At 72.0% G+C, this 12811-nt stretch carries 7 protein-coding genes; 3 read left to right on the top strand and 4 right to left on the bottom strand.

What is annotated here, in order from left to right; translation table 11 throughout:
* Both ACWEVN_RS03440 and ACWEVN_RS03435 read left to right on the top strand, forming a co-directional pair.
* On the top strand, positions 1 to 508 hold a 508-nt coding region (locus ACWEVN_RS03440; protein WP_452050059.1), incomplete at its 5' end, for a PadR family transcriptional regulator.
* A gap of 213 nt (positions 509 to 721) precedes the next feature.
* Complete coding sequence (locus tag ACWEVN_RS03435; protein ID WP_452050058.1) at positions 722 to 1753, top strand: class I SAM-dependent methyltransferase; 1032 nt, start codon at positions 722 to 724, stop codon at positions 1751 to 1753.
* Position 1754: 1 nt separating this feature from the next.
* Here the strand turns inward: ACWEVN_RS03435 and ACWEVN_RS03430 are convergent, their stop codons facing one another.
* From ACWEVN_RS03430 to ACWEVN_RS03415, 4 genes are all read right to left on the bottom strand, one after another.
* A complete protein-coding gene (locus ACWEVN_RS03430; RefSeq protein ID WP_452050057.1) occupies positions 1755 to 3074 on the bottom strand; it encodes a M14 family zinc carboxypeptidase in 1320 nt (439 codons plus the stop codon).
* A gap of 181 nt (positions 3075 to 3255) precedes the next feature.
* Positions 3256 to 8724, bottom strand: coding sequence for an ATP-binding protein (locus ACWEVN_RS03425; protein ID WP_452050056.1), 5469 nt, complete (start codon positions 8722 to 8724; stop codon positions 3256 to 3258).
* Between the two features lie 248 nt (positions 8725 to 8972).
* Complete coding sequence (locus tag ACWEVN_RS03420) at positions 8973 to 9212, bottom strand: hypothetical protein (protein WP_449682877.1); 240 nt, start codon at positions 9210 to 9212, stop codon at positions 8973 to 8975.
* Positions 9213 to 9366: 154 nt separating this feature from the next.
* Positions 9367 to 10995: a DUF6345 domain-containing protein gene (locus ACWEVN_RS03415; protein ID WP_452050055.1), complete on the bottom strand. Its 1629-nt coding sequence runs from the start codon at positions 10993 to 10995 to the stop codon at positions 9367 to 9369.
* Between the two features lie 297 nt (positions 10996 to 11292).
* On the opposite strand from ACWEVN_RS03415, the gene ACWEVN_RS03410 reads away from it, so the two are divergent.
* Entirely contained in the window at positions 11293 to 12798 is a 1506-nt protein-coding gene (locus tag ACWEVN_RS03410) for a CehA/McbA family metallohydrolase (RefSeq protein ID WP_452050054.1), read from the top strand.
* Positions 12799 to 12811 lie beyond the last annotated feature (13 nt).

The following is a 12811-nucleotide window of genomic DNA, read 5'->3' as shown; positions in this document are numbered from 1 at the left end:
CGGCCCGTTCCAGCGGGTCCGCGAGTTCCGCGGCGGCGGCCGCCCGCAGGCCCGCCCGGTGCGGCCGGCGGTGCTGGCGTTGCTGGCCGAGGAGCCGATGCACGGCTACCAGCTGATGCAGGAGATCCGCCGCCGCACGCACGACCGCTGGCGCCCGAGCCCGGGTTCGGTGTACCCGATCCTGCAGCAGTTGGAGGACGAGGGCCTGGTCCACACGGTCGAAACGGCCGGTCGCCGAGTCGCGGAACTGACCGACGCGGGCCGCGAGCACGTGGCGGGCCGCGAGGCGGAGTTCGCGGCGCTGTGGGAGGAACCGGAGGAGGAGCCGGGCGCGGATCGCTTCGCGGCCCTGTGGCACGCCCTCGGTGAGCTCTCGGGAGCGGCCGCGCAGGTGGGGTACAGCGGCAACGAGGCCCAGGTCGCCGAGGTGAAGAAGATCCTCGCCGACGCCCGCCGCCGGGTGTACGCGGTCCTGGCCGACGCGGGCCTGGAGGACGAGGACGCCTGACAACTGCCGCCGGCGTGGCTCGTGTCGCGGTTCCGGCCGCCGCCACGAGCCACGCTCGGCCGGGCCGATGGCTCACGGCCTGGCCGGGCCGGGTCCTGGCGGTACCAGCCGGCCACACCCCACGGATGTCGGCCGCACCCCACCAGCATCAACTGCACCCCGCCGGGCGGATCGTCCACATCGGACGGTCCACCGGCGGGGTAGGCTCCACTCATGGAGGAGAAGGACTTCGCCGCCCACCTCACCGCGACCATGACCGGCAGCGCCCTCACCATGCTCATCGGGGTCGGCCACCGCACCGGGCTGCTCGCCGCCGCCGCGCGGGGACCCGCCACCAGTGCCGGGCTTGCCGCGCGCGCCGGGCTGCACGAACGCTACGTCCGCGAGTGGCTCGGCGCCATGGTCACCGGGGGCATCTTCACCTACGACGGCCGCGACTACACCTTCCCGCCCGAGCACGCCAAGTTCCTGCTCGGCGAAACCGCGTCGAACCTGATGCCGTCCCTGCTGACCCTGTCCGCCTTCACCGGCATCCTGCCCGACCTCGAGCGCGCGTTCGCCGAAGGCGGCGGGGTCCCCAGGTCGGCCTACGGGCCCTACCTCGAAACCCTCGGCGCGAAAACCGGTGACAGCTGGAAGCACATCTACCGCGAACACCTCGTCGACGGCTTCTTCGGCGCCGTCCCCGGCCTCAACGAGCGGCTCACGGCCGGCGCGCGCGTGCTCGACCTCGGCTGCGGGACCGGGAACGCCATCGCCGTTGCCGCCCGGGCCTTTCCTGCCTCGCGCTTCACCGGCCTGGACATCAACCCGGACGTCGTCGCGCAAGCCGGTGAACGCAAGCCCGCCAACGCCGAATTCGTCGTCGGGGATGCCGCCGAGCTGCGGGCCGATCCGCCCTACGACGTCATCACCGCGTTCGATGCCGTCCACGACCAGGACCGGCCGGACGTCGTGCTGCGGCGCGTCCACGACGCCCTCGCGCCGGACGGGCTGTTCTTCATGGTGGACACCAACTTCTCCAGTCACCTGGAGCGGAACGTCGGCAACCCGCTGGCCGCCCTCACCTACGCGATCAGCCTGATGTACTGCACGACGACGTCACTCGCCGAGGGCGGCGCCGCGCTCGGGGCCGTGTGGGGCACCGAGAAGGCGGCGGAAATGCTTGCGGACGCGGGGTTCCGGCACGTCGACGTGCTCGAATCCCCGCGCCCGCAGAACTGCATCTACGCCTGCCGGCCGTGACTCACTGCTGGTACGGTGCCGCCGCGGCCTTGGCGGCGGTGATCAGCGCGCCCTTGTTCTTCGGCCAGAACGTGCTGTCGACGCACGTGTAGCGCGGCAGGAAACCTCCGCACGTGCCGCTCGAGCCGCCGACCTCGAACGTCACGCTGGCGACGCCGAGTTCGCCGTAGGTGAAGTCGTCGGTGGTGCCGGTCGTGTCGTAGCCCACCGTCTCCTCGTTGGTGCCGACGAGGTAGCCGTTGGACGCGGCGTACTTCGCGCCGAGCCTACGGTACTGCGCGTCGTTCGGCGAGGTCGCCTGGGTGAAGCCCCACGGGATGATGATGTCGTTGCCGTAGCTGTGCAGCGTGATCATCGTGCCCTTGGCCGTCGCGGGCGCCGGGTCGTTGTTGCCGGTGCCGCGCTGGTCCGGGAAGATCGCGCGGGCCAGCTTCTCCAGCGCCTGCACCTCGGGCTCGGAACCCGCGCTCACGCCCTGGTAGGTCTCGGAGCAGGCGGAGTTGGAGTCACCGCCCCACTTGAACGTCGAGTTGCGATTGAGGTCGACGCCGATGTTCGTGCCGCTGCAACCGCGCGAGTTGTTGGCGTTCTTGCGCTGCAGCTTCGGCGAGTTCCCGCCGGAGGCGACGATGTCGACGCCGTCGGGGTTGGCGATCGGCACCACCCAGACCTCGGTGGTGTCCAGAATGGACTTCGCGGTCGCGTCGGTGGCGTAGCCGTCGGCGAGGTAGTCGATCCAGCGCCAGGCGAGCTCGCCGGTCGACAGCTCGCGCGCGTGGATCTGGGCCATCAGGAAGAACTTCGGCTTCGTCGACGTCGTCGAGAGCGTGCAGTCGCCGGCCTGCTTCTTGGTCAGGCAGATCGCCTGGACGTCGTGCCCGCCCTGGCCCTTCAGCTTCTTCCAGGACTGGCCGATCGTGTACTTCGTGGCCAGGTCGGGGTGCGCCGAGGCGACGGCGGCGAGGTGGTTCTCGTGCGCGGTGACGGTCCGGTACCCGCCGTAGTAGGTGTCCGCCGCCAGCTTGTTCGTCTCGGCGGGCAGTTCCTTGTAGACGGTGTCGAAGAAGGACGGCCGGTACCCGAGCGCCCGCAGTTTCGCGGCGACGGCCCGCCCGCCGACGACGTTGACGCTGGCGGCATCGTCCCCTTCTTCGACGTCGAACCCGGCATCGGTCAGCGCCTGTGCCTGGGCGGCGGTGGCCGGGACGCGCCAGAACACCGGCGTGTCCGCCGTCTGCGCGACGGCGGTACCGCCGAGCACGGAGGTGAGCAGGACCCCGGACGCCGCAAGGGCGAGCCGGGACAGGGACCTTGACGCCATCGGGGGATCTCCTCACGCCGCACGGATGGAGGTCCGGTCGGAACCCGTGGTCACCGTACCGGCACGCACAGTGTGTCGGCCCGGTGCAAAGGGGTCATACCCCCGAAAGTCGCGAAGCGCCGGAATGCCGAAGGGGCACTTCCCCGGGAAAGTGCCCCTTCGGATCGGACGACGCCGGCCGCTACTTCTTCAGGCCGTGTTCGATCGCCTCGATGATCCGGGGCCGCAGGTCGGCGGCCGAGATGATCGCGTCCACCGAGCCGACCTCGACCGCTCGCTGGATGCTGTGGACGCGGTCGAACTCCGCTGCCACTTCGCTGACCTTTTCGGCGCGGACCGACGACTGGAGCTCCGCCAGCTGGGCGTTCAGCGCCGCCCGGGAGGCGCCCGAAGCCGACGTCACCTGGGCCTGCAGGTCCGTCACGCGCGGGTCGTTCGCCGTGCGGTTGGTGACCTCGCCCGCGAACACCACCGCCGCCGCCGGGGCGCCGCCCAGCACCGAGGCGAACGAGCCCTCCAGGGCCAGCACCGTCATGTTCGGGTTCAGCGCCTTGGAAAACACCACGAACGCGCCGCCGTGGTAGCGCGAGATCACGGTGAACACGATCGGGCCCTCGAAGTTGACGATCGCCCGGCCGATCTCCGCGCCGTACTCCAGCTGCAGCTTGCGCAGGGACTCCGGCGAGCCGTCGAAGCCCGACAGGTTCGCCAGCACCACCAGCGGCCGGTTGCCCGACGCCGCGTTGATCGCGCGGGCCGTCTTCTTCGACGACCGCGGGAACAGCGTGCCCGCGGTGTAGGTGTCCGGGCCGTCGGTGGGCGGGAAGCCGCGCCGCGGCACCGAACGCGACTCGATGCCGACCAGGCAGACCGGGCGGCCGCCGAGGTGCACGTCCTGCACCGCGGACGTCTCCGCGTCCGCCATCCCCGCCCAGCGCTCCAGCACCGGGTGGTCCTGGTCGGACAGCGCGCGCATCACCGTGCGGATGTCGAACGGCTTCTTGCGGTCCGGGTTGTGCTCGGCCGAGAAGATCTGGCCCACCGTCGTGAAGTCGCTGCCGGCGATCGCGTGCGGGAACGGCGAGACGTCCCGGTCGACCGGGTCGCTCGTGCCCACCTTGCGCGGCCCGGCCTCACCCGGCACCACGTACGTGTGGTCGTAGTGCGCCATCAGCACTTCGCGCGCTGCCGGCAGGTTCGGCGCCCAGTACTGCGCCTGGCCGTTCGGGCCCATCACGCGGTCGTAGCCGCCGATGCCGAAGTTGTCCTCGGCCGACACGCCACCCGAGAAGTCGAGCGCCTGCTTGCCGGTGAGCACCATCGCCGAGTCCGGCGTCATGATCAGCACGCCCTTGGTGTGCATGAGCATCGTGGCTTCGGCGTTCCAGTATGGCTGGGCGCCGACGTTGATGCCGTTGACCACGATGTTGATCTCGCCGCCGTCCTGGGTGAACGTGACGATCCGCTTGAGCGCCGCGGCGACCCAGTCCATGTTCTCGGTGCCCGAGGACATCGAGATCCGCGCGCCCGAGGACAGCGCGAACCACTCCAGCGGCACCTGCATCCGCTCGGCCAGGTCGAGCGCCGCGATCACCCGCGAGCACTCCGGCTCCGACAACGCACCCAGCGACTTGGTCGGGTCGCCGAGCAGCACCACGCGGGTGACGCCTTCGGGGTGCCGCTCGGTCGGGGTCGTGACGACACCGGCGATGATCGCCGCGGTGTTCTTGCCCTTCGGCCGGTCCACCGGCACCAGGACACCCGAGGTGTCCAGGTCGTGCTCGGTGAAGGTGCCCTCCGGACCGGAGAGCAGGCCGGTGATCTCGTACGGGTAGACGGTCCCGCGCCGCGCCGCGCGCAGCACCTTCAGGCGGTAGTCGTCGAGCGGCTTCACCGGCTCGGTCGACGGCGCCTCGACGTGCAGCCGCGCGCCGTGGCCGGGGTCGAGGGTGATCCGGACGGCGAGCTCGGTCAGCTTGCCCGCGTCCGTGCGCCGCCGCGCCAGGAACTGGACCTCCTCCAGCCCGGCCCCGACCGACGTCGGCAGGATGCGCTGGACGAGCTGGTTCAGCTCCTCGGTGGTCAGGTCGGTCGGCGGCCAGACGTACATCATGATCCGGTTCGTGTCGAACCGCTTGTTCTGCGGCCGTTGCGCCTGGATGTTGCGGATCGCGTCGAGGCAGGCGGTGACCGCGTCCTCGAGCGCGGGCAGCGCGACCAGCCGCCCGTCGGCTTCGCGCAACGGCGTCAGGTCGCGGACCTGGCCCATCGCGATCAGCCGCTCGTCGGCCGGGTTGGTCTTCGCCACGGCCTTGAACAGGTAGATCTCCTCGTCCGCCGACGGCAGGCGGGTGAGGTCGAACTCGCGCAGCCGCTCCAGCTGCAGGCGCTGCGCGATCTGCGGGTGCAGGCCGCGGATCAGGCGGTCCTCGGTGAAGCTGTCGCCGTCGCGCTCGAAGGTGAAGTGGTGGTGCATCACCGCGCCACCGGTGCCGGCCACGGTGATCACGACCCGGCGGACCCCCGCGGGCAGCGGGTTCTCGGCCAGCAGCGTGCCGAGCCGCTCCGCGGTCGCGTCGACGTCCGGCTGGTCCTCCCAGCGCAGGTACAGGTCGGCGACCACGCCGTCGGTGGCCACCTCGCCGAGCGCGCGCAGGGTGCCCGGCAGCTCGGCGATGTCGACGGCGGTGGTGACCAGCGGCAGCACGCCGCCGGGGGCGTTCAGCTCGGCGGTCAGCCAGCGGTGCCCGCCGGCTTCGCGCACGGCGACCCCGGAGAGCCGCCGGTTGCCGTAGTAGCGGCGGGTCAGCACTTCCAGCAGCGGCGCGCGATCCCGGCCCGGACGCCCGATCCGCTGCCCGATCAGCCGCACGAGGGGCTCCGAGCCGGTGATCATGGCCTGGATCCGCTCGGCGCGGTCCGGCGCGTCCGGGTGCTGGTCGAGGTAGGTCAGTTCGGTGCGGACGGCGGCGTAGACGCGGGCGCGGTTGCGGCGCAGCAGCGGCTGGGCGAACCAGCGGAAGACCACGCCGCGGGCCAGGTCGGACACCGCGGGGAAGCGCACCTGCGTGGCCTCGACCAGGTGCTCCAGCGTGAGCCCGGCGCGCTCGCTCAGCGCCTCGGCCGGCGGGGCCCCGGTCAGCCACTGCCGCAGCAGCTCGGAGACGACCGCGATGTCGGCCGCCGTCCGCTGCTGGGCCAGGAAGATCCGGAAGACCGCGGCTTCCAGCTCCGGCGTGCGCTCCAGGTCCTCGACGCCGTAGTGCGCGAGGACGCGCTTGAGCTTCGCCTGGAAGCCTTCGGTGACGCCGGCGCGTTCGACGTCGAGGCTCTGCAGGTAGGTGTGGAAGAACTCGCGCGGGCTGTGCACCGCGCCGTTCGGCACGGTGTCCTCGCCGCCCGGGGTGTTGCGGCTCAGCTCGGACAGGTCGGCGAAGACGGTGAGCAGCTCCAGCTCGCCCTCGACCGGCCGGTTGCCCAGCTCGGTGCGGGCCTCCAGGTACGCCGCGACGAGCCGCTTGCGCTCGGCGGGGTCGACGTCGAAACCGAGCAGCAGGCTGCGGAGGTCCTGCAGGCCGCGTTCGACGCGCTCGGCCGCGGACACGCCGTCCGGCACCGAAGGCAGCTCGATCTCGACGGTCTCGGTGTCGTCGGCCGCTTCGTCCGCGGCGTCGTCGGCCAGCGGTTCCAGGCGCATCAGCGGTGCGCCGGTCTCGACCTGGCTGCCGACCGACACCGGGCATTCGCGGACGCGGGCGCGGAACGGCGCGCGCAGCACCGTCTCCATCTTCATGCTCTCCAGGACGAGGATCGGCGCGTTCGCCTCGACCTCGTCACCGACGGCCAGCGGCGTGGCGACGACCAGCGCGGGCGCGGGGGAGCGGACGACGCCGCCTTCGTCGCGGCTGATGCGGTGGGTGACGCCGTCGACCTCGACGAGGTGGATCGGGCCGTGGGTGGCCGAGACGAGCCGGAAGCGCCGGCCGTTGACCAGGATCTGGCCGCTGTGGGCGTCGAACCGGTCGATCTCGATGTCGGCGTGGTGGACGTCGGACGCGCCGGCCGAGATGCCGACGCGGAAGCGGGTCCGCCCGGCCCTGGCGACCGAGACGCGGTAGCCGACGCCGCGGAGCTTGAGGTCGAGCGGGCGGCCGCTCTCGTGCTGGACCTGCGGGCGCCCGCCGTGCGCGGTGGACAGCAGCCGCTGGACGGAGACCTCTTCTTCGTCCTGGTAGGCCTCGATGGCGGCCGCGGCGAGGGCGATCGCGGAGTGCCGGTGGGTGACCAGACGGCCTTCGGCGCGGACGCGGTCGATCCAGCCGGTGTCGGCGCTGGCGTCGATCACCTCGGGCTGGTCGAGCAGGTCGAGCACGAAGCTCTTGTTGGTCGCGCCGCCCTCGATGATGACGGTGGTCTCGGCCATCGCCCGGCGCAGGCGGCCGAGCGCTTCGTCGCGGTCGCGGCCGTAGGCGATGATCTTGGCGATCATCGAGTCGAAGTCGGCCGGGATGGTGTCGCCCTCGCTGACGCCGGTGTCGACGCGGATGCCGGGGCCGGCGGGCAGGGCCAGCCGCGCGATGCGGCCGGGGGAGGGCGCGAAGTCGCGGTCGGGGTCCTCGGCGTTGAGCCGCGCTTCGACGGCGTGGCCGCTCTCGGCGGGCTGGGTGCCTTCGAGCTTCCCGCCGCCCGCCACGTGCAGCTGCAGCTTGACCAGGTCGGTGCCGGTGGTGATCTCGGTGATCGGGTGCTCGACCTGCAGGCGGGTGTTGACCTCGAGGAAGGCGAACAGCTTCTCGCCTGGGTGGTACAGGAACTCGACGGTACACGCGCCGCGGTAGCCCACGGCCACCGCGAGCCGTTCCGCCGACGCCTTCAGCTCGGCGGTCTGCGCGGGCGCGAGGACCGGCGACGCCGACTCCTCGATGATCTTCTGGTTGCGCCGCTGCACCGAGCAGTCGCGGACGCCGAGCGCCCACGCCGTCGCGCCGTCGGAGATCACCTGGACCTCGACGTGCCGGGCGCCGGTGACCAGGCGCTCGAGGAAGACGACGCCGGAGCCGAAGGCGCGCAGGGCTTCCTGGCTGGTGCGCTCGTAGGCGTCGGCGAGGTCCTCGCCGGAGGCGACCATGCGGATGCCGCGCCCGCCGCCGCCCGCGGTCGCCTTGAGCATCAGCGGGTAGCCGATCTGCTCGCCGGCCTTCAGCGCGTCTTCGAGGGTCGCGACCTCGCCGCGGCTCCACGGCGCGACCGGCACGCCGACCTCTTCGGCGATCAGCTTCGCGCCGATCTTGTCGCCGAGCTTGCGCATCGCGTCCGCGCTCGGCCCGACGAAGGTGACGCCGACCTTCTCGCACAGCTCGGCGAACGCCGGGTCCTCGGCCACGAAGCCCCAGCCGACCCAGGCGGCGTCGGCCTTCGTCTCGACCAGCGCCTTCTCCAGCTTGGCCAGGTCGAGGTACGGGCGGGCCGAGGCCGGGCCGAGGTCGTAGGCCAGGTCGGCCTCGCGGACGAACGTCGCGGTGCGGTCGGCGTCGGTGTAAAGGGCGACCGTCTCGATCCGCGTCCCGGTTTCCGCCGACAGATCCCGGACGGCGTGGATGAGCCGCATCGCGGCCTCTCCGCGGTTGACGATGGCGACACGACTGAACACCGGCTGAGCCTCCCAAGTACCCACGCGCAGAAGGCGACGTACCCGTCGTGGAACGTCGCCTGCACTTGTCTACACCCTGGTGGATGAGGATGGGTCGGACCAATGTCCGCCATGGCGCATGCCGGAGCGGCTGAGTTGTGGGAACCCCACAAAAAGCGACCCGCACCACACCGTGTGGACCGGCTTTCACGCGAGGTTCGCGACAAAGCACTCAACGCGAGTGCGAACGGCGGGTGACGCGGAAGCGATCAGGAGGCGAGCAGGACGCCGGAGTCCAGCACCTGGCCCAGCTCACGGCGCTCGGCCTCGGACAGCGGCACGGCGGCGACGTCGCACCGGCCGTCGGGCCCGGGCGCGGTGGTGACGGCCAGCACGGGCCGCCCGTCGATCTCCCGCAGCGTGACGCGGCCCCCGCACGCCAGGTCGACGGTGACGCCCGGGCAGTCGCGATGCCTGCCCAGCCAGCGGCTGACGAAATCGAAGGTCATCGCGGTCTCCCCTCGGTACGGCGCACTCCCCTGGAGCACAGGTGCCCTCACGTGATGCCCCGGATACCTCGTGGTTACACCCGTTCGAGCGAAACGGCGGGCGGGCACCCCCCCGACGTGGTGCCGGCCCGCCGCTGTTCCCGCCGGCGGCCCGTCAGCGCAGGGGCGCCTCCAGGACGTACCGCTTCGCCAGGCCCGCGCCGCAGTCGACCTCGACGGTCCGCCGGACGACCGGGGCACCGTCGTCGCCGCGCAGGGCGTAGCCGACCGCCGTCGAGTCCGGGATCGTGCGGACTTCGGCGGGCACGCGGCCACCGGCGGCCAGCCGGCGCAGCAGCCGCTGCATCGGCGCGTCGAGGGCCTCGTCCACGGTGGCCGGCTCGCGCGCGGCTTCCCCGGCCGACGGCGGTGCGGTGGGCGCGCCGTCGCTCAGCCGCTCGACCTCGCGGGTGGCGTCGACGATCGTCGTCACCGTGCCGCCGCCGTCGATGGCGACCCGGACCTCGCCGAGTCCGGGGGTGACGACCGGGTGTCCGTCGACCAGTTGCGTGAACACCACGTGCGTCTCGCGCACCCGCGGGTCGGCGACGTCGTCGGCGGTGCCGCCCGCGTGGTACTGGTGACGCACCTTGTCGGCGACCAGGTCCACGCGATCGGCCAGGCCGAACGTCTCGACCGCGTCCTGGGCGATCCGGACGGCTTCGTCCGCGCTCGGCGCGTCCCGTCCGGTGCCGTCGGCATCGGCGAAGGTGATCTCGCGGACGCCGCGGTGGTCGACGCTCAGGCTCGGCCCGTCCTGGCCGGCGCCCAGCACGACACCGTGCGGGCCCATCGCGTCCTCGGGTACCTCGCCGCCGAGCCGGACGCCGTAGTGACCGGCCAGCTCGGCCAGCCGCGACGGCGAAAGCCGCTGCGGCGCGAACCGGGCGGTCTGCACCGGGCCGGGCAGCTCCAGCCGCGGCGCCCGGATGCTCTTGGCGGCGTCGTACCAGGTCCACCACCACCAGTTCTTCGACGCGGCGGCGGTCTGGAAGGACCCCTCGTTCCACAGCCGGTCCTGCGCCTCGGCCTGCGTCGCCCCGCACGCGACGGCCGACGGTGCCTGGTGGTGGTCGATGTCCCAGGAGGCGTCGAGCCACGCCTTGCTGAACTTGTGGCCGTTGCCGTTCCACTTGCTGAAGAAGTAGGCGCCGTAGTTCGGGCTGTCGACGCTGGTCGTCTCGAAGCCGAAGATCATCCGCAGGCCGAGGTTGGCCGCGTCCCAGGTGCGGATCGGGCTGTTGCCGTCGCCGATGCGCAGCGAGAGGCAGGTGGAGAAGAAGAGGTAGCGCGCGACCTCGTTGCCCAGCCGCATGTCGGCCGAGCTCGCCCAGGCCGACCCGCCCCAGGTGCCGCCCATCGGCATCCAGAAGACCCCATTGCCGTCCATCGTCCCGTGCCCGGAGTGGTACTCGGCGACACAGGCGTCGAAGCCGTAGGTGCCCTGCCAGTCGTCGTACTGTTCGCCGTAGATCCACGACAGCACACCACCGTCGGTGTACCAGAAGTTCGGCGCGGTGAACTGCTTGACGTAATTGTAGAAACCACCGGCGTCGTCGTGGGTGTAGGAAAGGTCGTTCATCCCGGGCGGGAAGTCCTCGATGGAGCAGACGCCGTACCGGTTCGCCCCCCGGTCGGCGGCCCGGCCGGTCCCGGAGCCGAACGGATCGGCCGAGGTCAGCGCCCGCGCGCCGGCGGGTGCCCCCGGTGGCGCGGTGACCACGCCGTTCTTGAGCAGTGCCATGATTCCTCCCCGTGGGTGGCAGAATGCAGCGATCGGACGGTAGCCGCCGCCGCGCTGAAAACTTTCGGATACATCTTTTTGCCACACCTTCAGCGCAATTTTTTCAGCGCTGCACCGATTCCGTGGGACGTTTTTGCGAGAAGCCGGGAAGCGGTCAGCGGGCACCGGCCACAGTGGACGGACACGAGGTCCCGCCGAAGGCCGCGGCGAAATCTCGCCGAGCGGGGGGACTCAGCCGAAAGTTCACCGCCGGTTCGCGCCCGCGTTCGCCTGGTGGGCCTAGCGTCCGATGCGGAGGTGCGCATGAACGACTTCAGCCGCCGGACGCTGTTGCGGGCCGGTGGGGTGGCGGCGGCCGCGGGGATGCTGCCCGGCGTGGCGTTCGCCGGTCAGCCGGGCGGGACCAGCCGGACGCAGACCGTCACCGGCACGCTGGAACCGGACGTGCCGGACTGGTACTACCTGCCCGTCGACGTTCCGCGCGGCGTCCGGCAGATCGACGTCGTCTACTCCTACGACAAGCCGACGGTGCCGGCCGGCACCCGGGGGAACGCCTGCGACATCGGCATCTTCGGCCCCGAAGGGCACGACGTCGGCAACGCGCGCGGCTTCCGCGGCTGGTCCGGCGGCTTCCGCGACCGCTTCTCGATCAGCGCTTCCGAGGCCACGCCCGGCTACCTCGCCGGCCCGATCAAGCCCGGCCGGTGGCACGTCGTCCTCGGCCCGTACACCGTCGCGCCGCAGGGGCTGCACTACCGCGTGGACATCACGCTCACCTTCGGCCCCGACGGCGCGCCGTTCAAACCGAACCCGGCCCCGGAAACCGCTCCGGCGCGGGAAAGGGGCCGCGCCTGGTACCGCGGCGACGGCCACCTCCACACCGTCCACTCCGACGGGCGGCGGACGCCGGAGCAGCTCGTCGCCGACGCGCGCGCCGCCGGCCTGGACTTCATCGTCTCCACCGACCACAACACCTCCAGCTCGCAGCTGGTCTGGGGCGACCACGCGACCGACGACCTGCTGATCCTCAACGGCGAAGAGGTGACGACCCGGTCCGGGCACTGGCCCGCGATCGGCCTGCCCGCCGGCACCTGGATCGACTGGCGCTACCGCGCGGCCGACCCGCGGGACTTCCGGCGCTTCACCGAGCAGGTGCACCGCGCCGGCGGCCTGGTCACCGCGGCGCACCCGTTCGCCAACTGCTTCGGCTGCACCTACGAATTCGCCTACGAGCTCGCCGACCTGGTCGAGGTCTGGAACGGCCCCTGGACGCAGGACGACGAGGCGAGCGTCATCCACTGGGACGGGCTGCTGCGCGGCGGCCGCTTCATCCCGGCGATCGGCGACTCCGACGCGCACAACCCGGACCAGCGCGTGGCCCTGCCGCACACCGTCGTGCTCGCCGACCGGCTGCGCCGCCGGGAACTCCTGGCCGGGTTGAAAGCGGGCCGTTCGTGGCTGGCGGAATCGGCGTCGGTCCAGCTGGACTTCACCGTCTCCGGCGGCGGCAGGAGCGCGGGCATCGGCGAGCGGCTCGCCGCGGGCACCGGAACCCCGGTGACCGTCAAGGCCGTCGTGGCCGGCGTCCCGGGGACCACGGTGACGTTCCTCGACCAGCTCGGCCCGGAACACAGCGAGCCGATCGGCGACTCGGGCGCGGCCACGGTCACCTGGACGACCTACCCCCGCTACAGCCGGTGGGTGCGCGTCGAGGTCCGTCGCCCGTCCGGTGGCCCGAACACCACGGTGCCGAACGCGATGGTGGCGATGTCCAACCCGATCTTCCTCGGCCCCGCCGACTGAACCCGCACCCGGG

This window comes from Amycolatopsis sp. NPDC003861 (assembly GCF_053605405.1).
Note: the sequence above shows the minus strand (reverse complement) of the source record. Positions and strands in the feature narration are given on the sequence as shown.